Origin of the sequence: Hydrogenophaga sp. (genome assembly GCF_030651625.1) — a bacterium.
Taxonomy (GTDB): domain Bacteria; phylum Pseudomonadota; class Gammaproteobacteria; order Burkholderiales; family Burkholderiaceae_C; genus Hydrogenophaga.
Genome location: NZ_JAUSCF010000012.1, coordinates 76,713 through 99,263, shown reverse-complemented (window position 1 = coordinate 99,263; position 22,551 = coordinate 76,713). Strand labels below are relative to the sequence as shown.

18 protein-coding genes are annotated in these 22,551 nt (G+C 55.2%); 4 read left to right on the top strand and 14 right to left on the bottom strand.

Annotated features, from left to right (window positions below):
* Nucleotides 1-4: 4 nt before the first annotated feature.
* From Q7V46_RS05125 to Q7V46_RS05115, 3 genes are read right to left on the bottom strand one after another with little or no spacing between them, the layout of a single operon-like run.
* Nucleotides 5-697, bottom strand: coding sequence for a bifunctional 2-polyprenyl-6-hydroxyphenol methylase/3-demethylubiquinol 3-O-methyltransferase UbiG (locus Q7V46_RS05125; protein WP_304912436.1), 693 nt, complete (start codon nt 695-697; stop codon nt 5-7).
* Nucleotides 694-1,158: a GtrA family protein gene (locus Q7V46_RS05120; RefSeq protein WP_304912435.1), complete on the bottom strand. Its 465-nt coding sequence runs from the start codon at nt 1,156-1,158 to the stop codon at nt 694-696. Before Q7V46_RS05120 ends, Q7V46_RS05125 begins: the two co-directional genes overlap by 4 nt.
* A complete protein-coding gene (locus Q7V46_RS05115; RefSeq protein ID WP_304912434.1) occupies nt 1,155-2,147 on the bottom strand; it encodes a glycosyltransferase in 993 nt (330 codons plus the stop codon). The genes Q7V46_RS05120 and Q7V46_RS05115 overlap by 4 nt, the downstream gene beginning before the upstream one ends.
* Before the next feature lie 659 nt (nt 2,148-2,806).
* On the opposite strand from Q7V46_RS05115, the gene Q7V46_RS05110 reads away from it, so the two are divergent.
* From Q7V46_RS05110 to Q7V46_RS05095, 4 genes are all read left to right on the top strand, one after another.
* Nucleotides 2,807-4,729: a DUF2142 domain-containing protein gene (locus Q7V46_RS05110; RefSeq protein ID WP_304912433.1), complete on the top strand. Its 1,923-nt coding sequence runs from the start codon at nt 2,807-2,809 to the stop codon at nt 4,727-4,729.
* A gap of 169 nt (nt 4,730-4,898) precedes the next feature.
* Nucleotides 4,899-5,909 (top strand): glycosyltransferase family 2 protein, encoded by a 1,011-nt coding sequence (locus Q7V46_RS05105; RefSeq protein WP_304912432.1) that lies wholly within the window; start codon nt 4,899-4,901, stop codon nt 5,907-5,909.
* 1 nt (nt 5,910) lies between these two features.
* The gene (locus Q7V46_RS05100) at nt 5,911-6,261 is read left to right on the top strand and encodes a hypothetical protein (protein WP_304912431.1); all 351 of its coding nucleotides are present in this window, start codon (nt 5,911-5,913) and stop codon (nt 6,259-6,261) included.
* Nucleotides 6,262-6,274: 13 nt separating this feature from the next.
* Nucleotides 6,275-7,135 (top strand): bifunctional 2-polyprenyl-6-hydroxyphenol methylase/3-demethylubiquinol 3-O-methyltransferase UbiG, encoded by an 861-nt coding sequence (locus Q7V46_RS05095; RefSeq protein WP_304912430.1) that lies wholly within the window; start codon nt 6,275-6,277, stop codon nt 7,133-7,135.
* Nucleotides 7,136-7,359: 224 nt separating this feature from the next.
* On the opposite strand, the gene Q7V46_RS05090 is transcribed toward Q7V46_RS05095, so the two are convergent.
* The 11 genes from Q7V46_RS05090 to rfbA all read right to left on the bottom strand — a co-directional run bounded on the left by Q7V46_RS05090 (nt 7,360) and on the right by rfbA (nt 22,547).
* Nucleotides 7,360-7,920 carry a sugar transferase gene (locus Q7V46_RS05090; RefSeq protein ID WP_304912429.1) on the bottom strand — a complete coding sequence of 187 codons (561 nt, stop codon included), beginning with the start codon at nt 7,918-7,920 and terminating at the stop codon, nt 7,360-7,362.
* Nucleotides 7,917-8,843, bottom strand: a complete 927-nt coding sequence (locus Q7V46_RS05085; RefSeq protein WP_304912428.1) for an SDR family oxidoreductase — start codon at nt 8,841-8,843, stop codon at nt 7,917-7,919. The genes Q7V46_RS05090 and Q7V46_RS05085 overlap by 4 nt, the downstream gene beginning before the upstream one ends.
* The gene (locus Q7V46_RS05080) at nt 8,840-9,964 is read right to left on the bottom strand and encodes an acyltransferase family protein (protein ID WP_304912427.1); all 1,125 of its coding nucleotides are present in this window, start codon (nt 9,962-9,964) and stop codon (nt 8,840-8,842) included. The genes Q7V46_RS05085 and Q7V46_RS05080 overlap by 4 nt, the downstream gene beginning before the upstream one ends.
* Before the next feature lie 16 nt (nt 9,965-9,980).
* Nucleotides 9,981-10,931, bottom strand: coding sequence for a glycosyltransferase family 2 protein (locus tag Q7V46_RS05075; RefSeq protein WP_304912426.1), 951 nt, complete (start codon nt 10,929-10,931; stop codon nt 9,981-9,983).
* A 93-nt stretch (nt 10,932-11,024) separates the two neighbouring features.
* Complete coding sequence (locus Q7V46_RS05070) at nt 11,025-13,238, bottom strand: glycosyltransferase family 2 protein (RefSeq protein ID WP_304912425.1); 2,214 nt, start codon at nt 13,236-13,238, stop codon at nt 11,025-11,027.
* Between the two features lie 708 nt (nt 13,239-13,946).
* Entirely contained in the window at nt 13,947-15,932 is a 1,986-nt protein-coding gene (locus tag Q7V46_RS05065; RefSeq protein ID WP_304912424.1) for a glycoside hydrolase family 99-like domain-containing protein, read from the bottom strand.
* 88 nt (nt 15,933-16,020) lie between these two features.
* Nucleotides 16,021-18,849, bottom strand: a complete 2,829-nt coding sequence (locus tag Q7V46_RS05060; RefSeq protein ID WP_304912423.1) for a methyltransferase domain-containing protein — start codon at nt 18,847-18,849, stop codon at nt 16,021-16,023.
* A gap of 111 nt (nt 18,850-18,960) precedes the next feature.
* Complete coding sequence (locus Q7V46_RS05055; RefSeq protein WP_304912422.1) at nt 18,961-20,298, bottom strand: ABC transporter ATP-binding protein; 1,338 nt, start codon at nt 20,296-20,298, stop codon at nt 18,961-18,963.
* A complete protein-coding gene (locus tag Q7V46_RS05050; RefSeq protein WP_304912503.1) occupies nt 20,288-21,094 on the bottom strand; it encodes an ABC transporter permease in 807 nt (268 codons plus the stop codon). Before Q7V46_RS05050 ends, Q7V46_RS05055 begins: the two co-directional genes overlap by 11 nt.
* A gap of 20 nt (nt 21,095-21,114) precedes the next feature.
* The gene (gene rfbC / locus Q7V46_RS05045; protein ID WP_304912421.1) at nt 21,115-21,660 is read right to left on the bottom strand and encodes a dTDP-4-dehydrorhamnose 3,5-epimerase; all 546 of its coding nucleotides are present in this window, start codon (nt 21,658-21,660) and stop codon (nt 21,115-21,117) included.
* Nucleotides 21,661-21,665: 5 nt separating this feature from the next.
* Nucleotides 21,666-22,547 carry a glucose-1-phosphate thymidylyltransferase RfbA gene (rfbA, locus tag Q7V46_RS05040; protein ID WP_304912420.1) on the bottom strand — a complete coding sequence of 294 codons (882 nt, stop codon included), beginning with the start codon at nt 22,545-22,547 and terminating at the stop codon, nt 21,666-21,668.
* Nucleotides 22,548-22,551 lie beyond the last annotated feature (4 nt).

Below are 22,551 nucleotides of genomic sequence, written 5' to 3'. Positions count from 1 at the left end.
GATGTCAGCGCTTGACCGCGCACGCGTACACGTTTTTGCCGAACCATGGCCAGCACACTCGGTCAAGCAAGCGGCTCACTGGAAATATCCAGCGGTCGTACAGGCGCAGCATGCGGGGGTTGATGTCGCCCTGGCCGCCATCGGCCAGGCGGTAGATCAGGGCAGCCAGAAAACCCACGCTGTCGGCGTAGCGGACCACGTTCAGATCAAAGCCGGCGCGTTCCATCTGCCCACGCAGGCCTGCCATACGGTACCGCCGGTGATGCCCCACCTTGCGATCCATGCTGCTGAACAACACTTTGAATGCTGGTACATAAACCAGCAGTTTGCCCCCCGATGCCAGTTTGCGGTGCCAGAGTGCGAGGATGCCGTCGTCGTCCTCGATGTGCTCCAGCACGTTCAGGCTGTAAATGCCCGCCAGGCTCGCATCTGGCACGGCATCGAGTGCGCCGGCCACGCGCAGCCCCTTTTGCCTCAACAGGTCGGAGAGCACGGGATCGGTTTCTATGCACGACACGTCGAATCCTGCCTGTGCCACCTGCGTCGCGAAGGTGCCGCCACCTGCGCCGAAGTCCACCAGAGGGCCGTCTTTTTTGCTGAACCAGTTCAGAATCAGTTCGGTCAGGTACCGGTTGTAGTTGCGCGCGTCGGTCATGACGTCCAGATTGTCTCGACCGCTGTATTCGATGGTGGTCATGTGTCGTGAAGCTTGAAAACGAGGTGCCGGCTGGCCACATAGTTGAACACCAGCGCGACCAGCGCGGCTGCCGCCAAGGGTAGGGAGGGGACCGCGCGTGATGCCGGGAATGCGGCAATCAGCAGCGTGAACAGGCCGAGGTTGATCATAGCCCCGACGATCTGGATACCGGAATAGCGCACGACCCCACCCCCGGGATGAGGCGCATCGGATGCAAAGGTCCAGGCCTTGTTGAGCAGCCAGGTGGTGGCCACAGCCACCGGAAAAGAAACCAGCCGCGCCGAAAGGGGTGGCCAGCCCACATGCATCAAAGTGGTCAGGATGCCCGCGTCCACCACAAATCCCACCGCACCCACACAGGCGAACCGCGGGAACCGCGATGCGCTGAGCCGCACCCACACCCGGCGCCAGAGGGCCATGGGGGTCGTGGGTGACGCGCTCGGAGACGCACGGATGTTCATGGCCGGTCGTTGAGAAGGTCGCGTTCGTACTGCAGCTTGGACTGGTGGGCCATGGAGTCGAGAATCAGCCCCACCGAAAGCAGCAACCCCGCTTCAATCTGCAGGCCGGTGGCCAGGATGGCCAGCGGCACCTTTTCGATGTAGCGCTGGGCAATGAACTCCGCGATGACCACCCAGCCCGCCGCCAGCCCGAGCAAGGCACACAGGGAAGCGGCGGTGCCAAAAAAGAGCAGTGGGCGGTAGTGCCGCATGATGTTCCAGATGGTGGCCAGCACACGCGCGCCATCCCGGAAGGTGTTGAGTTTGGAGACGCTGCCGGCTGGCCGATCGCGGTAGCGCACGGGCACCTCCAGCACGCGAAAGCGCTTGTCCAGCGCATGCAGGGTCATGTCGGTCTCGATCTCGAATCCCTCCACCAGAATCGGGTAGTGCTTGACGAACTGGCGGCTGAAGGCCCTGTAGCCGCTCATCACATCGGACAGGTCGGCACGAAACATGGTGTTGACCAGGTTGCGCACCAGGCGGTTTCCGAAGCCGTGCAAGGGTCGCTTGTTTTCGGCGGCGTACTGGCCGTCGGTGTGGCGGTCGCCGACCACCATGTCTGCTTCACCCCGGCGCACTGGATCGATCAGCTGGTGTACCTGCTCGGCGGGGTAGGTGCAGTCAGCGTCGCTGAGCACATAGATGTCGGCTTCCACCTCCAGAAAGGCGCGGCGCACCGCATTGCCCTTGCCTGGACGCTTCTCCTGCAGAACGCCTCCCTTGCAACGCAAGGTCTGGAAAGTGCTTTCGGCGATGGCCCGGGTGTTGTCGCTGCAGCGGTTGTCGACCACCCAGATGGCGGCTTCAGGCAATGCCTTGTGGAAATCCTTGATGGTGGCAGCGATCGTTTCCGCTTCGTTGTAGGCCGGCAAAACGACGGCAACTTGTGGCGCTCTTGAAGATCGAGCCTGCCATTCCATGTCACTTTGAAGGCCGATATCGAGCATTTGTGTCGTTGTATTTGTGCGGAAAGGGGGCTGGATGGTTGCGGCTTCTATCGCCGCCAGTGTGTGATGCCGTCCCGCTTCAGCACACTGAAAGCCACCTTGGCCGCCAATTGTAGGTAAAACCCCATGGACAGACGTTGCAAACACTCCACATCGAGCTTCAGCTTGTCCGGATGAGGTGCACATCGCGAGCTCCACGGGGTAACGGCACGACCACGGCAGCCCCCACGAAGCCGTTGGCGCCTGTAACCGCGATCATGATGTGACGCGGCCTGCTTTTGCCGAGCGTGACGGCTACCCCTCCATCACTTTGCAAAGGCCGCTGTCTTGTTCCTCTTGATCGCCATGAACGCCCAGCGAGTGGCGCGATCGGCGATCAACAGGGGCGGAGCGCTCGCTTTTTGGGCAATCCAAGCATCATGTGGATTCTCCTGGTGGCTACATCAGGTCTCGTATGAGCCCAGTCAGCACCGATCTGGCTAGGAATAAGGGGGCACCGTCTGGAGCACAAACAATCACCTGAGCTGCAAAGCAAGAGCAAAGCGTCTCCATTGGATGCAGGCACTAGAATCCTGCTTTCGAAACGGTCTGACCCGCACCATTTAAAGTCGGTCCTTGCGCCCGTTTGTTGTTAACCAGCTTTAAGAAATATGCCTAATGTGAAACAGCTACTAATAATCCTAGGCATTATTCTGGTCTCTGCGGCGGCTGCTGTTGTTTCAGAGCTTTCTTTTTCCAAATGGGAGCGGATGAAAAATGGTGAAGCATTTGCGGGCAACCTCATGCATAACATCAGCTATGTCGAGGGTTTCGAAATAGAAGGGACTGAATCATACAAGTCCCAGAGCGAAGGTGCAAAGCTTGTCCTGAACCTAGATGGTGCTTACCTTGATCACATCTTGCTCCATGTAGGACTGCATGTAAATACGCCCATTGCGTTGAAATTCTATAGCGAAAATAAGCCAGAGGGTGTTACGCTTACAAGACCTTGGCAAGAAAGGCTAAAGACTACTCCTTACAATTTCATGAGAACTGCGGTCTTCAGAGTTGAAGATAGCCCTAAGCAATTGGAGATAACTGCACAAGGAGCCGGCTTGGTCATTGCCGGTATCGTTGCGGTTAAAAAAGAAAAATACAATGTCCGAAGAGGCGGAATGATGGGGTTCGGATACTTCATCTTTCTGGTTGGAATATGGGCGCTTTTTTTCCGCAGTTTGGATGTTGGTAGAGTTCTGGTGTTGGTGCTGCTGGCTGTAAGTGGCTCAATGGCTTTGGGGACGCAATTGAATTTTGTGTCCTGGGATGAATCCATTCACTATCGCAGGGCCAACCTGCAATCCTGGCAGGCGATGGTGCCGCAGACCGTACATGACGTTTTCTCTCGTGCGTATGTTTTGCCATTTTCCTACTCCTACCGTGAGCAGAAACAAATAAATGAATTTTTTAATGCGCAGAAAATACAGCAGACAAGTAATGTGATTTCGCGAAATTCAACAACTGCAGATCATGCAACGGACAGGTGGTTTCACTGGTATCGAGAAATCGGATACATCCCCCCTGCTGTCGGCATGTTTTTCGGAAGACTTTTTGAGTTGCCGAATCATGCTGTTTTTCAAGTGGGGCGCATATCGAATTTGATCTTCTACATAGGCATCATTTTTTTGACTGTCAAGGTTTTGCCTTTCGGTAAAATAACCTTCGCTGCTATCGCTTCATTGCCTACCCCTGTATTCATTGCAGCGCATTACAGCTATGACCCCTGGCTGACCTCACTAAGCTTCTTGAGCTTTGCTTTGTTCTTAAATGCGCTACAAAGCAAAACAGAGAAAATTTCGTTTTTGCAGAAAGTTCTCCTTATCGCTGTTCCTTTTGCTGCGGTCGGGCCGAAAGCTATATACTGTTCAATAATACTGCTTTCCTTGCTCATACCAAATGATAGATTTGGCGGCCTTCGTCAAGCAATAGTGTTCAAGGTGGCCGCATCTTTCGCGTTCTTGTTTGCCTTTGCCTCATTCGCGCTGCCGTTCTTGGTTGATGGGCCAGGCCGCGGAGATAGCAGAGGCGGGGCGGGCGTCAACTCAACCGATCAAGTGGCTTATGTGCTTGCTAACCCAATGGTGTACATCGGCAACCTGTTGGAGTTCATGACGGCATATTTGAATCCACTCAACATGCGTGGGCTCAGCGTAGATTTCTCTGGCTTAGGTCTTATAGATGGGTTTTATATCCTGTTGGCTTTGGTCGCCGTCGCGCTTTGGATGGACTTTACTGAACCGAAGCCTGTGGTTGCTTTGCCAGCGACGACCCGTGTCATTATCTTGATGGGGTGTCTTTTCACCGTAGCCTTGGTTGCTACTGCCCTGTACATATCATATACAGCGGTCGGAAGTCCGCGATTCTCGGGAGTGCAATCCAGATACCTACTCCCGCTGCTTGCCCCTGTTTTGCTTCTGCTTATTCCAATTTCGAGACACCCCAAAGCGGTGCTTAGCACTACTCAAAAGGGCGCGTTGATACTGACGCCAATCGGATTGCTCACAGTTTTTGGTATATGGACAACCACGGCATCAAGTTTTTATTAAATACCGCTAAGGTGAAAGATTCCAAAAAGGATTATGTGCGATTCGGACGATCGGTGAGACCAGATGTCTTTCAGACCCGGTGCGTCGCATGAGTCGTCCTGAGTAAACTTGATTCAGGATGGTTGCCCTTGCATACGGCTTGGCATGCACAACTTAGCAGATAAAAGTAATGCAATCAATTGCGGTCATTATTCCAACATACAAAGCCCGAAATCACATTATGGATGTGATCGATCAGATTGGGCCTGAAGTTTCCCGAATATACGTTGTTGACGATTGCTGTCCTGACAACTCCGGCGATTATGTCGTCACCAATTGTATGGATCATCGCGTCTCCGTGATCAGGCATGAAGAAAACCAGGGGGTTGGCGGTGCCGTGATGACCGGATACCAAGCGGCCATTGAAGACGGGATGGAAATACTGGTCAAAATCGATAGTGATGGGCAAATGGACCCAGCATTGATCATGTATTTTGTGAACCCAATTGCTGAAGGCGACGCCGACTATACAAAAGGCAATCGTTTTTTTGATCTGGAGAAGGTGCATTCAATGCCGAGATCGCGTATCTTCGGTAACGCAATGCTTTCGCTTATGAGTAAGCTTTCTTCCGGTTATTGGAACATTTTTGATCCGACAAACGGCTATACGGCCATTCATGCTGACGTCGCTCATCATCTCCCCTTTAATAAGATTAGCAGGCGGTATTTTTTTGAAACGGACCTCCTTTTCAGGTTAAATACACTCCGTGCGGTCGTGGTTGATGTGCCAATGCATGCAAAATACGGTTCCGAAGTCAGCAATCTTAAGATATCCAGAATAATCTGGGAGTTTTTTGTGAAGCATGTGCGCAATTTTTTCAAACGGATTTTTTACAATTACTATCTTCGTGATATGTCGCTTGCGTCAATAGAGCTGCCTGTTGGCCTGCTTTTACTTGGCTTTGGCTCTTTGTATGGTTTTTATCATTGGATGCATTCAGCGCAGGTAGGTCTTCCCACTTCAGCCGGAACGGTGATGTTGTCAGCACTGCCCATTCTCGGTGGAATTCAATTGTTGTTGGGATTTATTGGTTACGATGTATCATCGGTGCCAATACGTCCAATTCACAGAAGTCTGAAGGCCCCGAGGCGTTACAAATCGGACTCGGTCGCGCGTGTTGAAGTCGATAAGGAACTCTAAAATGACTTTGCTTCAATTTTTGCTCATCTTGTTCACTGTTGTCCTTTTGTCTATAGGACAAATTTTATTCAAGTTGGCGTCTGAAGATGTCGTATTGACGCCTTCTGAAATTCTGCCTTCGCTTGTAAGTGTTAAATTGGTAGCCGCCTTCGTTGTTTATTTTGTTGCTACGATACTCTGGATCATTGCCCTTAAGGGTGTGCATTTGCGTGTTGCGTACCCATTTGCTGCGTTGGCTTTCTTTATAGTTCCTACGCTTGCGCACTTTCTGCTAGGCGAGTCACTCAGCTGGAATACATATGTTGGAGCAGGCATTATTGCGCTGGGTGTATTGGTGTCTGTTGTCAGGTAGGTGAAGTAAATCTATGCATAGTAAATTCTGCCCTGTGTGTAATTGTTCGATGCGCGCTGGGCTTGCAATCTGGCATTTTGAATGTGACGGCTGCGGATATGAAATGGCTCGGTTTCAACCGGCCATTAATGAAGTCTTGGCGCATGAAAAAATAGATGAAACTTCTCGTGCAACGGGGTTGCAAGCGTTACGGGTCGAGAATTTCAATCGGTTATTGGAGGTGATCGTTCAAAGTGGTCCCAGGACTGGGCGACTTCTAGATGTTGGCTGTGCTCACGGCTGGTTTTTGGAGGCTGCGAAAAAACAAGGGTTCGATGCGGTTGGAATAGAGCCTGATCTGAATATTTTCAAGGTGACAACACAACGCGAATTGTCAGTGAGGCAGGGTTATTTTCCGGATGTGCTGGGCGAGGCAGAGCGGTTTGATGTCATTGTTTTTAATGACGTTTTTGAGCATATACCAGACATGATCGCAACCCTAAACGGGTGCAAAGAGCATCTCACACCAAATGGAGTACTTGTTTTAAATCTCCCCAGCAGTTCAGGGTTTTTTTACAGAATAGCTCGTCTGTTGATGAGATTGCATATTAAAAGTTTTTTTGAGCGTCTTTGGCAAAAAGGCCTTCCATCGCCTCACTTGCATTACTTTAGTGCTGCGAATATTCAATTGCTTCTTCATGCCAATGGTTTCGAAGAAGTGGGGAGGGGTCGGCTTGCTAGTATTCGGCTTAAAGGCTTGTTTACCCGCATTTCTTACACCAAAGAACATGCCCTGCCGGTTCGATTGCTGATGTGCTTAATCATTGCGATCATTTTTCCGTTCACATTGGTCATGCCGAGCGATATTATTTATTCGATTTCCAGGAAAAATTGAGATGGCGGTGACTTGAGTCACGCCGGCCATCCACAACTGGTTCATGGTTCTGGCCTCTAACATGGGGGCGGCGCTTGACCACGTCACGGGCTGGTGCCTGACGCTTGGCGCCGTGGGTGGTCACGGTGGACCCTCGTCGCTTGCTGATGCCTTGAATGCTGGCCGCTCGCATAAGGTGCGCCACACGTTGGTGGCAGATGCATTTGACCGATCGCAGGCGCGCCTCAATGCGCGATGCCGTCGCGCCGCAGAACACTCAAGGCAGTACGAACCAGTATTTTGAGATCCAACGCCATGGAGCGGCGCTGCAAATACTCCACATCCAGCTTTACCTTCACCGGTATGGGCAGTTCGTCACGACCATTGATCTGGGCCCAGCCGGTGAGCCCTGGAACCAACTCGTGTACGCCGTGCTGGGTTCGCAGCGCGATCAGGTCGTCCTGATTGAACAGCGCCGGGCGGGGCCCCACCAGACTCATGTCGCCCTTGAGAATGCTCCAGAGCTGCGGCAGTTCGTCCAGACTGCTCTTGCGCAGGAAGGGGCCGATCGGTGTCAGATAGGTGTCTGGATCTTGCAGCAAGTGAGTCGCAACGGCGGGCGTGTCCACCCGCATGGTGCGGAACTTGGGCATCTTGAAGATGCGGTTGTGCTGGCCCACGCGGTCGCTCCAGTAGAGCGCCGGGCCCTTGGAGGTGGCGCGCACCAGCACGGCCAGCACCGCCAGCGGTATCAGCAGGACCAGGCTGGCCAGCAGCGCCGCCAACAGGTCGAACAGGCGCTTCATTGAACGCTTCCCTTCACCATCTTCTGCAGGCCTTCCTTCACGCTTACCGGGGGTATCCAGCCCAGCGTTTCGCGGGTCGGCCCCAGGTCTATCTGCAGCGAGCCCACCAGCCGCGCCACTTCGGCTCGCTGCCCGGTCAGCCATGCGGCCAGCCGCAGCAGGGGCACTGGTACCGGCAAAAGCCTGGCCGGCTGGCCGAGCGCCCATGCCATCTGGCGGATCAGGTCTGGCGTGGACAGGTCTTCACCGTCCGACACCAGGAAGGTGTGGCCTGAGGCCGCAGGATGGTCCGTGCAACGCACCAGCAGATCGCTCAGGTTGTCCAGCGCCACCATGGAGCGTTGATTGCGCACGCAGCCCAGCGGCAGCGGCAAGCCCCTGGCCACCAGACGCACCAGACGCGCGAGGTTGGCGCGCACGCCTGGGCCATAAACCAGGGGCGGGCGCACCACCACGCCCTGCATGCTGGTGGTACGGCACACGGCCCACAGCGCCTGTTCCGCCTCCCATTTCGATTGACCATAGGCGTCCTGGGGGGCGGGCAGGTCTGACGCCCGGTAGGGCGCGCCAGACAGCGTTGCTTCACCGTTCACCTTGATCGAGCTCACCAGCACCATTCGCCGCACGCCGGCCTGTGCGGCCTGCTCGGCCAGGCGGCGGGTGCCTTCGGCGTTGACACGGCGGAACGCCGCGAGGGCATCGGCCTGCGTTTCCTTCATCACATGCACCCGGGCGGCGCAGTGAATCACGCAAGTCACGCCCTGCAGGGCATGGGACCAGTCGGTTTCTGGGCCGATGCTGCCCACGGGCACGGCGGTTCCGGTAGCGTGCCGTACCAGTGGCCGCACGGCATGACCATGGTGCGCGAGTGCCGCAACCACGGCGGCCCCCACGAAGCCGTTGGCGCCGGTGACCGCGATCATGGGCGCGGCAGGGCCTGTGCGCGTGCCGGTGTGCTCTTGCCAAGCGTGAAAGGCAGATACCGCTCCATCACGAACACCGCTGGCACCAAGCAAAGAGCCGAGACGCCCAGCACGATCAGGCCCAACCCGACATCGTTGTCGATCAACTGAATGGACACGCCCAGGATGCCGCTCATGACCACCTTGACCGACTTGATGATCAGCATGTGGATCAGCATGATGGACAGGCTGTAGCGACCAATGAATGCCAGCCAGCCACACCACGGATCAGCCACGTTCACCAGCAGCACCACCATCAACGTGCCGCTGAAGGCAAACAGCATGAACCACAGAGGGTTGCCAAGAATGCCTTCGCCAAAACCGATGAAGCCATTGACCTGGCTGAACAGGCCGATCACGAAGAGCGCTGCCAGCAGCCACCAACGGGTGGACTGGCTCATGGCTTGCAGGAGGCGTTCGGTCTGAAACCGATAGCCGGCCTGAAAGAAGATCAGCGCAGTCAGCGCGGCCACTCCACTGAACGGCAGCGTCACGTGACCTGCCAATGCCAGCCCCAGACCCGTCAGCAGCAAGATGGCCACCCACTGGCCTGCCGGGCGGCGAATGTAGGTGTTGACGAGGTAGCCCAGCATAAAGGTCCAGAACAGGGCCATCACGAACCAGACCGGGCCGTTGATGATGCGGCCCATGCCAATGGTGCCAATGAAGATGCCCGTCAGTGGCTGCCACAGGCCGTAGTCGAACTGGGGCACTTGCAGACCCTGGTGCTGCGCCAATAGGTAGCCCGCCACATAGAACACGTACCCCAGGAAGGCGTACCAGAAGTAGGGCACGATCAGCGTACGCAGCTTCTTCTGCACCACACCGCCCAGCGGCCCTGCAGCAGGCCTGAGCGTGAGGCCAGAGATGAAGAAGAACAGGGGAACGTGGAAGGCGTAGATGTACACGTACAGCGCCGAAGGCGTGACGGTGGAGTACACGTGCCCGAAGAAGATCAACAGGATGCCCAGTCCCTTGGCTGAGTCGATCCACTGCTGACGCTCTGCGCCCGCGCGGACCAACGCTGGCGGCGCTACCGGGGTGCTGACGCTGCGTGTATGGAGATCAGATGCAACTGGCATGGCCTTGGTGGGGGGGTCAGCGGGGCTGATCCCGGCTTTCCAAGGTGAGTGCACGCACTTCTTCCAGCAGCTTGCGGTTCGCTGAAAGCAGGTCTGCCACAAAGGCTACCAGGATGGTGTGAAAGCCAATGATCATCAGCGAGCTGGCCAGAATCAGGCTCTGGATGTGCCCGTCATAGCCGAATTCGCTCGTGAGCCACTTGTAAAGAAAGCGCAGGCCAATGAGAAAGCCGATGCCAAACAGCGTGACCCCGATGGTGCCGAAGAACCTGAACGGCCGGTAAATCACGAAGACCCGGATGATGGTGACGATGCTGCGCTGGATGTACGACGGTATGCTTTTGACCAGCCGCGAAGGGCGAAGATCGCCATTGACCCGAATGGGCACCGACGTGATGGCCATGTTCTTCTGGCCCGCCTGGATGATGGTTTCCAGCGTGTAGGTGTAGTCGCTGAACACCACCAGCCGGCGGGCCGCAGCACGGCTGATGGCACGGAAGCCGCTGGGTGCGTCCGGGATGTCGGTCTTGCTGGCCACGCGCACCACCCAGCTGCCCAGTTTCTGCAGCAGCTTTTTGATGGGGCTGAAATGCTCAATGGTCTGGATGGGCCGTGCACCCACCACGATGTCGGCCCGGCGCTCGAGAATGGGCTGGGTCAGCAGCGGAATGTCGTCTGCGTTGTACTGGTTGTCTGCATCGGTGTTGACGATGACGTCTGCTCCTTGCTCCAGACAGGCCTGCAAGCCGTTCATGAATCCACGTGCCAGACCCTGGTTGCGGGTGTGGCGCACCACATGGTCCACCCCGTTGGCCTTGGCCACTTCCACCGTGTTGTCGGTGCAGCCGTCGTCAATGATGAGCCATTCCACCTTGTCGAAACCCGGGACTTCGCGCGGCAGGGCCGACAGTGCAATGGCAAGCGTGCCCGCTTCGTTGAAGCACGGGATCTGGATGATGAGTTTCATGAAATCAAGTGATGGCTATCGCAGGGAACGACGAAAGGGTCTGGAGACGACCGGTCCCCTATCGGTTGCTCGCGCACCGAATGTGCAAACGGATCAAACGACTGAAGCCCTGGGCGGCCATGCCAACCCGAAGTCTTCATATTCCAGCGTCAGGTTGGGATTGTAAGCAGGGTCGTGGTCCAGCCAGTCGGCCCAGCGCTCCCGCATCAGGGCCGCTTCGCGTTGAAAGCGCGCCTGTTTTTCGGGTGAATCTTCAAAGCCACGCGAAACCGATTCGTGGTGAATCATCTCTGCATGCGGGGTCCAGACGTTGCGGTAGCCAGCGCGGCGAGCCCGCAGGCAGAAGTCGACGTCGTTGTAGGCCACAGCCAGCGCCTCGTCAAAACCGCCCACTTCGTCAAATACCGCGCGGCGCACCACCATGCAGGCCCCGGTGACCGCGCTCATGGTCTGGTGCAGCACGGCACGGTTCAGGTAGCCTGGCTCACCCTTGGCCAAGTGCTTGTGTGCATGCCCGGCCACCCCCTGAATGCCCAGCACAATGCCGCCGTGCTGCAAGGTGCCCTCGCCGTACCACAGGCGAGCGCCTACGGCTGCCACACCATCCTGCAAGGCCCAGCCCACCATCTCTTCCAGCCAGTCTGGCTGGGTGATCTGCATGTCGTTGTTCAGCAAGCACAGGATTTCACCTTCAACGGCCTGTGCGCCCAGGTTGATCAGCCGCGAGAAATTGAACGGTGCGTCGTCCCTGAGCACCTGCACCCGCGGGTCGTCCATGGCTTCCAGATAGGCCAGCGTTTCGGGTTTGACGCTGCCGTTGTCCACCACCATCACGCGAAGGTCCGGGTAGGTGCTTTGCTGAAGCAGGGATTCCAGGCAGACCGACAGTACGCCCACGTTGTCGCGCGTGGGAATGACGATACCGACCCTTGGGGGAGGCTCTGGGAGAGTGAAGCGCACTCGGCACGCACCGGGCAGGGTGGGATGGGGCAGGGCTTCGCACTTAAAACCCCTACGGGACAAGTGCGCCTGCACGATAGCTGGCACGGATTCACGATCATCTGGCGGCACACCTTCGGCATCTATGCAGCAAGGAAGCAGAATTTCAGCGCTTTGGTCTGGCTTTGCAGGCTTTGGAAGTCGATGGCTCAGGATGTGAGGCACATGGGCAATGGCCAGCGAAGGCGCCTCCCAGCGTTCGCTCAACCGGAGCAGCAGATCGTGTCGATGTCCTGCGCGCAATGTCCCATTCCAGCCAGTGATGTCAATGAGATCCTCCAGCTTGAAGAGGACGAGTTGACCCAGGTAGTCAAGCGACAGCAGCAGGTCCAAATTGGCTTCACATCGAAATGAGGGAGAGCTTCGTTGGCCTTGTTCATCCTTTTGGTCCTCGTCCGCGAACAGGACGTGTGCCTCTGGATGCGCCTGCAGGTGTTTTACCGCAGTCTGTAAGGCATGCGCTCGCAGCTGAACCCTGGCGTCAACCCAGGCCACCCACTCGCCGCTGGCGTGCTCAAGGGCGGCATTCAAGGCGTTTCCTGGCACCGTTAGACTATCCTCAGAAATAATCAATCGAATGCGATCTTCACTTGCTAGCCAATTCTTTAAACCCTCAAATGCTGCTGGTCCGCAAACAATAATCCATTCCCAGTTTGCATGGTGTTGCCTTGTCAAGCTGTCTCGAACAGCCTGCATCCCACGCATGTCTGCCGTGACGAAATGCGGGGCAGCAAACACCGAGAGCATCGACACCCGTAGGCGGCTACAAACTTCTGATACATCATCTGTAAGTGGAGTCAGCTGTTCGGATGACACGTAGTCAAACCGAGAGATCCATTCTGCATAGTCATGTCTATCGATGATCGCGCCCTGTATGTGCACTCCCTCAGAATTCTGGGCGGTCGGACCTTCTGAGACGCTTGAGTCTTGCGCAACGTCATGTTGGGACAAAGGTGAGCCAGGTAGGATTTGCTGGTAGTTCTCTGTTTGAATAGCAACAATGGCCTCGGGGCGTCGGAGGCGTATGCTCATCCACCGCAGCGGCTTGGTGACGCGCCAACTCATAGAGTTTTCGTAACTCCTTTGCATTGCAAGTAACCGAATTCCACGGTTCTCGATCTCACTCAAGGCTGCCAGATTCTGTTCACGGAGGATATCAATTTCCGCGCGAAGTGCTTGAGCTAGCACTTCACAGGCATGCAGTTCTTTTTCTTGTTCAAAAGATTGCTGCTCCAATTTGGCTATTTTGATCTCAAGCAAAGACAGTGCATGCATGAGGGACTGTGCCGAGGGGATGTGGTTGGTCATGCCATGGGAGTGTTTCAGATAGACAAAATTTCTAGAGAATCACTGAAAAACGCTGTAGGAATTTGAAAGTTCAATAGTGAGTTCTTGCGTCGGGCCATAAGCAAGCCAAAGACCTTTAGCCTGTAATGAGCTATGCAAAACTTGATGATTTGTCTGACTGGCAAAGCTATGCAATCCAGCATAAGTCATAGCGTTGAAGCGGTAGGCTAACCGAAACAGTGTGAGCACAACTGCTGGTCGCACATGGTCCAGAGGTTGACCAAGCAGGAGTGTAGGTTGTCGGCGCCATGATCACGCGCATGTGGACTGTCACGTTGAACGTGAGGCTGCCAACACCAGGGTGGCGATGCACGCCAACGTATCCCTGTTGTCGGGGATTCGATCGTAAGTCCGACAGGATGCCCAAAGCAAGTTCTTGGACGAGATGAGCCTGTTGGACCAGAGGTGCTACTGACACTGGCCCACATCCACCGCAAAGGCCATGGGCACCGCGTGTCAACTGAGACCATTTACAACTGCATCTACGCCCAGCCCTTGGGCGACCTCGGGCGTGAGCTGATCGCCACCTTGCTTTCCCATCGCGGTACCTTGCCGGTTGGGTGTTGCACTTGATTATTGATTCCGCCCATGAAACCCAGGGTATTGCACTTCGAACTTGAATCCGCCCAGCTATGAGGACAGAACCGACGTTTGCCTGGAGTGAATGATTTATTTCTGTGACTTTGTTAGTTTTTTTCGTATCCATCTGAGCGGCTTGGTGATTCTCCAGCTCAGCGTGCTTTTCAGTACCTGTAGTTCGTCCTGTATTCTCTCTTCCAGCTTGTGCATCATGTGATGTTGCATGGCAACGGTATTTGCGATGCTGTGCTCCCGACTCATAGCCGACAGCCGAGAACCCATGATCTTGAAGAAGGACTCGGTCAGCGCCCAGCGTTCGTTGGCCGTGTCCGCATCATTCAACTCGAGGAAAAATGGATCGACACTATCCCCGGCAAGCAGAACTCCCAACCCTGCAGAGTTGAGAAAGGTGTAGGAGGGAAACTCGGACTTCAAGTCGCGCCAGTGCGTGCTTGCCACATTGCTCTCCACAGAAACACCGTGCAGCATGATGACTCCGCTGTGCGTCAGCTTTTTCCTGGCTAACGCCAAGATGTTCTGCAGTGGCTGGGTCAGCTCAGAGCAGTTGATGATAACCAGATCACATGCCTGGTCTTCGAGCGAGGACAAGAATGCCGTTACATCGGCGCTGACCATCGAAAAATGCGCTGCAACTTCTTCAGGCAGCGATGCTGAGAGATCTTCGCCTCCCTGATTGAACGATGCCCATATCTTGTAGTCTTTGCTTCCGGCCTTTTCGAGAGCTCGCGCTATGGTCGGTGGCAGGTCCGGCCATCTCATGCCGGCGATGGCTATCGACTGAGGTCGCTGAATTGAAACATGGCATGAAATATAAGGAAGGTGCTCGGTCAACGCGTCGGTCGAGACGTTGGCGGCCCAATCAAGACCAGACTCTCCCATGAGACGGTGAAGAAAGAACTGTTCTTGTTGCTGTGGCAGCGAATCGTGCCGGATCGAATCAATGCAAGAGGCTCCCGAGATCGCCCGCTGCGTGGCTTCCAGGAACTTTCGTCCATAGACGCGGTCGGGCTCCAGATGGCAACCCTCGGCCCATTCGTTCCATGCGTTGATGAACACGAATCGCTGTTCGCCGGGATGCTCGCTGCGGGTTTTTTTTATGGTTTCATTCAGCCAATATTCGTAGTTCTCTGGTGTTCCATTCAATACCACAAAAGCCCTTCGCCCTCTTCGTGCGGTATTGTCCCAAGAAGGGAACACACACCTATAGATGTTGGGATCGCGGTAGCTCCGATTGAGGAAAAGCCCTGCAATGGCTTCATACTGCACCACAGTGCCTTCAAACCCCGAGGACACCTGAAGGTCCTGCTTGGGCACCAAGCCTGAAATACCTTCAAGATTGTGAGGTGGAAACTCAACCCCGCTGTCAAATCCGTAGGCCGTGTGGCTGAGGTTGCCGTGGGATAATGCGCAGCATACGTGGATTTCACCAATACCGACTTCTCTGCAATGATTTCTCCAGATTTCAATGCTTTTGAAGCTGTCAGGCAAGTGCTGTGGCCGATAAACAATCAGGATAGGCTTTCCGTCCTGCCGTATGTATCGCTCGTCCTTGAAGAAGGGGACAATGCTCTTGATGAAATCAAGATCATCGGTTGGTGCATACTTTTGGGCAATGAGAATTTCGTGTTCAGCTGCATCCCATTGCCTTGTCCAGTTTTCATTGGCCCAGCACAGGCAAAATGGCATGTCATGATCTCTGTCAGCCAACATGGCATCGACAGGTTGATTCAGGATTCGTGTGCCGGAAAACCAATAGTAGTGATAGCAGAATCCATGTAAGCCATATTGTTTGGCCAGGGCAATCTGCTCAAGCCTTGTCTCTTTGAGACGAAGATCGTAGAAGCCTAGGTCGGTGGGTAAATGAGGCTGGTAATGGCCACTGAACAGCGGTTTTGATTTTGTTACATTGGTCCATTCTGTGAAACCCTTTCCCCACCAGAGATCATTTTCTCTGGTTGGATGGAATTGCGGGAGAAAGAATGCAATCAACTTTACTTCATTGTTGACTGGCTCTGAGGCGTCATTCATTTGAGCGTCTTGATATGTGTTGTTCATGCCAGCATATGGGCTGTCTGTAGATGGGGAAAGATATCAATTCTTTCACCGTTCGATCATGACAGTTTCATGGCAGCGCTGTTCTGGGTCATGGAAATAGTCTGGAGAGCGTTCTCAGCACTCTGCCTGGAAAGCGGATGGTTTTCCCCATGCGACTGTTCCATTTGTAGCCTCGAACGTATTCGGGTGGGGCGTATGGGTCTTTCCATCCTTCCACAGGGATATCGAAGAGGCTGATGGCTGGTTCTTCGGCGTCGATGGGTGCGGCCTTTAACACAACCTGATAGACAAGTGAGAATGGATTGCTCAACAATGCTTTTTGCTTGTTGCTGTCCATGGCATTCCATAGATCCGCGAACTCCATATTGGAGGGCGGTGTAATGACGAATTCGGCATGGATTATTTTGAGTCCGGCCGCTTCTATGAGATTGTGGATATTCTGCAGCGAAAAAAACCGGATATGAGTTTTGTCGAGCAAGCCCCACTCTCCATATCGGAAGTTGTTAGACAGGAGGCAACAACCTATTCCCAAGTGACTTGCATGCGGCAGCGATAGAACGATTCGCCCGCTTCCGTTCAACAGTGTCACCATCGATTTCAGGGCCTGCAGCGGATCGTAGAGATGTTCAAGCACGTCTGCAGCTAGCACAATGTCAAATTCATTCCCGGCCAAAATTTCGTGCCAGTCGGCCTGATTCAGGTCGCAGCTAAGCACCTGCTTGCAGTGTGGCCTGACTTTTTCTATGGCTTCTGGGTCGATTTCCAATGCCGTAACCGAATTCTTTCCGACCTCGGTCAATACCCTCGTAATGGAACCGGGGCCCGATCCAACTTCCAGCACATCTCGGCCTGTACCGACCACCCTGGCAACCCGTGCCGGGGCAATTTTTCCATTGATGTCGAACGAGTACTCATACTTGTGCCTGGCGCTGTCATTCTCCGAAACGACTTGAGGCGGATCTTGCAAGTTTGGTGTGGAAAGATCGGCGGCATTGCTCATAATGGACTCTTTTGGAACTTCAACTTTTCTTTCGGACAAGCTTTTTATGGTTTGTTTGTGCGCGGCGATCAACGATCTAAGGGTTTTGGTTTCCATATCATTTTTATCGACGAACATTTGAAGGTTCTCCAATTGTTCCTTCATCGTCACATTTCGCGCTTCCAATATTTCTGCATACTCGGCCTTTAAGGTGTAGGCGGAACTCAGGTGCTTCACTTGGTCAATAAGCTCTGTTGTCCTTTGCAATGGATGCTGCCTATACAGTGGCATCATCAGCCAATAATCGATCTCTTTGAAATCTCGGGAGTTCACGAGAATGGAGATGTTTCGCTCTATTTCTAAGTAGCTTTTTATCGACTCATCATCGATGGGATAATCCAGCAACGCCAGGAGTTGGGTGATGAATTGCTTGCGTGTCAGATTCGGATCATCCTCGCACGCGGCGAACTGCGAAATTTTTCCGGTCATCCATAAAAGTCCCCGGAAAAGCAGAAATTTCCTCGTGAGAGGGGCGTTATAAATCCACTCTTGGTCTATCAGCACCGGTTTCCCGTCGGCAGCCAGAATGATGTTCTCGGGTGTTGCGTCATACAAGCTGGATGCAATGACGTCGTCACTGCGGGGGCAACCCAGTTCGTGTGAAAAACGATCCACAGCGTCCGCGTAGAGGCGAACGATCCTTCCTGCGTCCTTTACGGTCCAGTTGTCTTTTGAAAGTACGCCTTCAAACAATGCCAAGAGCGATGTTCCACTGGTGTACTCAACGGTAGTAGGAAAGACGTGTGTCAACGGCCCTCCGGCTGGCGATGGCGCATCGGGACAGATTTTTTCATACTCGATTTGCACCTGGCTGCCAGCTGTTTTCAGGAACGATGCTTCTTTTTTGAAGTGATTCCTCCTGCCGGTGCTGTAGTAGTGTGCGATTGCGCGGTTATTCTTCCGGACAGAACCATTTTCACGCGCAACAACCAAGAAGGAGTTGGATAGGTCGGGTGCCAGTTGGTTTCGGATGATCATCGGCCAGGCCAGCCGTTGTGAGAACGCCATGGCCTCCGGAAGATTCTCGTCAGAATCGACGGTCTGCGTGATCAAGGCCGCAGTGTTGAATTCTGCAGTGTGAAAGGCCGCGTCTTCGAGGATCGCCAATGGCATTTTGTAGTCAGGGAACGGATAGAGGAAATCCGTTTTGGGAAATCCTGCTGAGTGAAGCAGCTGCGTCAGCTCTTCTTTTCCATACGTGCGAGGACCGTTGTCAACATACTTGTCCTCGATGCCAAACATCGGCTTCCATACATGGTCTTCATATGCTCCGGCAAGGTATTTGAGTCCCAATCTGTTCTCGATAGCGATCACCAATGCGCCACCTGGTTTCAGCAGCTTCGATATCTGCCGAATCATGGCTTGAGCGGCGTTGGGGCCGGCGGCAAAGATGCTGGCATACTCCAAGACACCGATCAGGGTGATGACATCGAATTGGATTCCGATGGTGAAATCTTGAAAACGTGAAGCCACAACCTCAACATTCTTCAGGTCCCGTGTTCTGCTTCTTGCAATTTGCGCTCGGCGCTTGCTTCCCTCCAGCGCGACGACCTCCACCCCCAGTTCGCCTAGATACCTTGTGATTGCTCCACAGCCTGCGCCAATTTCCAGTATGCGGCCTGCCAGGATTTCCTTCAGCGGGCGCATGAGATTTGCCCTGGTGGGTGACAGGTGATAGCGCGAGGGCCAATCGATGCAGTGACGCGACAACTCTTCCGAATGCAAACTCACGTCTTGGCTGCTTTGGACAGCCAGGGCAAGTCGCGACTCCACATCGTCGCCATCACTATATGGGATGGAGTTGTAGTCCGGCCGTTCCCAGACGGCATTCTCTCCGGACGCCTTTTCGAAGCCGGATTTGATAAGTTCATTGATCATATGCATCGTGACCGAGTGAGATTTCGAGCCTTATGGGAAGTGCCGTCATGGCGGGTTGGGACCAGACGTGTCTCTCCATGTCGAGTTGATAGTGAGCTGCAAGAGATGAATTCATGCTCTTGGTTCGGATGCGCTCAATTCCATGTTCAGGTTCGCCAGCCCATAGAAGTTCGAATGAGGATTGACTTGGAAATGGATGGCGTCATAGCGGCGGTCATGGGGAACCACTTCATCCTTTTCCCGGCTCGCAACGCCGATGGAGATGAAGTAGTTGCCTGGCGCGAGGTGGCAGATGAAGCGGGACTCGACAACAGCCACCTGGCCCGCGGTGCCAGACGCGGTAAAGGCGTGGGTATCCTGCTTTTCGGAGTTGGTGCCGTAGACCGCCACCCCTTCATGGGTCTTGATGGTGATGCCAAGAATGGGTTCAACGATGTCCTGCAGAAACCGTATCGCCACCTTCAGCACAACGGCGCTGCTTGTGTCCACGTGTTCTGGATAGCTTTTTGAACCCGCCGCCAGTGTGTAGTCGAGAATCTTGGCCTTGCCGTCACCCCACCGGAATTCGTGAGGGTTGTATCCGGGATGTGACGAAAATGTGTCTTCGTTCAGACTCAACTCGGTCTGCGCTACCTGACCAGGGTCGAGCGCTGGATCGGGTTCCGCTGAGATCGTAGGGCTTGCTTTCCTTCCAAAGATCACCTCATGGTAGACGTTGACGACGTGCTTTGGCGATCCAGCTTCGTGGATTTTTCCTTGTTCGATCAGGATGGCGCGGGTGCAATGCGTGACGATCTGCTCGCTCGAATGCGTGACCAGCAGGATGCTGGTGCCACGGTTCTTGAGTTGCTTGAGTCGTTCGAAGCACTTGGCCTGGAATTTGATGTCGCCGACCGCAAGTGCCTCGTCGACCACCAGGATGTCGGGATCGGACAGTGCCTGCACCGCAAACGCCAGTCGCACGGCCATCCCGCTGGAATAGGTCTTGGTGGGCTGGTTCAGGTGGTCGCCGATGTCGGCAAATGCGATGATCTCATCGAGCTTCGCGGTGGTCTCGTCTTCACTCATCCCGAGCACGGCCGCATTCATGTAGATGTTTTCAAGGCCGCTGAACTCCGGGTTGAATCCTGATCCCAGTTCGAGCAGGGCGGCAACACGCCCTTGTGTATTCACTTCCCCGGACGTGGGGCTCAATGTGCCGCAGATCATCTGCAGCAACGTGGATTTTCCACTGCCATTGCGGCCAATGATGCCGACGGTTTCCCCCTTGGGTATTTCAAAGGAGACGTCGTTCAATGCCCAGAACTCGCGGTAGTACTTTCTGGGCTCGAGTCCTGCGAGCCTCCTGAGTCTCGGAAATGCGTACTGTTTCAGCCGATCCTTGGGGTGGTCGTAGATCAGGTAGCACTTGCTCAGGTTCTGGACCTTGATCGCGGTATCAGAGGACATCGGAGAATCCTCTGCGGGTCTTCTGGAAAAACATGAAACCCAGCCACGCCGAAGCCAGCCCGATCAGCCCATAGAGCGTCAAGCCCGCCAGGTTGGGTGATTGTTGGTGCAGCATCACGGCGCGCACCTGCTCGATGATGAAGGTGACGGGGTTGGCCATGAACAACCATTCCATTTTTGCCGGTACGGAAGACAGCGGGTAGAACACCGGGCTCAGAAACAGCATGGCCGTGAGCGCTGGAGCAATGATCTGGGAGACGTCGCGCAGATAGACGCCCAGCGCCGAGACGAACCAGGTGAGACCCAGGACGAGCAGAACCAGGGGTATCAGGATGAGCGGCACGCACAGGATGCCAGCGCCGAGTGTCCAGCCAGAAAAAAACACCAGCACCGTCAGGACCAGGCAGGCGACGGCCAGATGAAACAGCGCCGCGTTGACGGCGACGATGGCAAGGACTTCCAGCGGGAAGATGACCTTCTTGACGTAGTTTGGGTTGCTCAGGATGAGCTGTGGCGCCTTCGCCAGGCATTCCGAAAAGAAGTTGTAGATCAGCAAGCCAGCAAAAAGCGCCGCAGCGAAATCAAGGCGACCTGCGACCTGGGCACCTGCCCAGCGGGCCTGGAATATCTCGCCGAAAACGAAGGTGAAAACCGTGAGCATGAGCAAGGGGCTCAGGAGAGACCAGAAGACACCAAAAATGGATCCCTTGTAGCGCCCCGAAATCTCCCTCTTCGTTAGCGAGGCGATTAATGCCCGGTTCGACCAGATGCTTCTTGCCAACCCCAGAGGCGACACGCTCGGCTGGAGGTGAGGGTTCAAGCAAACACCTCTCCGGCGGCCAGTGTTGCGCCGGCCTGATCCTTAGCCGAAAGAAGTGGGGCCTGGTCGATCGGCCAGTCGATGCCGATGTCCAGGTCGTTCCATTTAATGCTGCGCTCAAATGCCGGGGCGTAGTAATTGGTCGTCTTGTAGAGAAACTCTGCGGTCTCGCTCAGTACCACAAAGCCATGGGCGAAGCCTTCGGGCACCCACAGCTGGTGCTTGTTCTCGGCGCTTAGCAGCGCGCCCACCCATTTTCCGAACGTGGGCGACGAGCGTCGGATGTCCACCGCCACGTCGAACACTTCGCCTTGAGCCACCCGCACCAGCTTGCCTTGCGGTTGCTGAATCTGGTAATGCAGGCCGCGCAGCACGCCTTTGGTGGACTTGGAGTGGTTGTCCTGCACGAAGCTCACTGCATGGCCCACGGCTTCTTCAAAGCGGGCCTGGTTGAAGCTCTCGAAAAAGAAGCCCCGGTCGTCGCCAAAGACTTTGGGTTCAAACAGGATGACTTCTGGAATGGCAAGCGGAGTGGCGTTCATGATGATCAGACTTGGGCTTCTTTGAGGATTTGCAGCAGATACTGTCCGTAGCCATTTTTGGCCAGTGGCTTGGCCAGGCCTGCCAATTGCTCGGCGCTGATCCAGCGGGCGCGGTAGGCGATTTCTTCTGGGCAGGCCACCTTCAGGCCCTGGCGCTTTTCCAGGGTCGCGATGAACTGGCCGGCTTCCAGCAGGCTGTCGTGCGTGCCGGTGTCCAGCCAGGCGTAGCCGCGGCCCATCAGTTCCACGTGCAGTTCGTTCTTGTCCAGGTAGAGGCGGTTGAGGTCGGTGATCTCCAGTTCGCCTCGGGGCGAAGGCTTCAGGTGCTTGGCCATCTCCACGACCTGGTTATCGTAGAAGTACAGGCCGGTGACCGCGAAGTTGCTTTTGGGCTGCGCGGGCTTTTCTTCCAGGCTGAGCACTTTGCCGCTGGGATCAAACTCGGCCACGCCGTAGCGCTCGGGGTCGTGCACGTGGTAGGCGAACACGGTGGCGCCATCGGGGCGTTCGCTGGCACTGCGCAGCAGCTCGGCGAAGTCGTGTCCGTAGAAGATGTTGTCGCCCAGCACCAGCGAAGAGGGGCTGTTGCCGATGAACGATTCACCGATGATGAAGGCTTGGGCCAGCCCGTCCGGGCTGGGCTGCACGGCGTACTGGATGTTCAGGCCCCACTGGCTGCCGTCGCCCAGCAGATCAGTAAAGCGCGGGGTGTCTTGCGGTGTTGAAATGATGAGGATGTCGCGGATACCGGCCAGCATCAGGGTGCTGAGCGGGTAGTACACCATGGGTTTGTCGTACACCGGCATCAGCTGCTTGCTCACTGCTTGCGTGACGGGGTACAAACGGGTGCCGGAACCGCCCGCCAGGATGATGCCTTTTCTTTGCATGGGG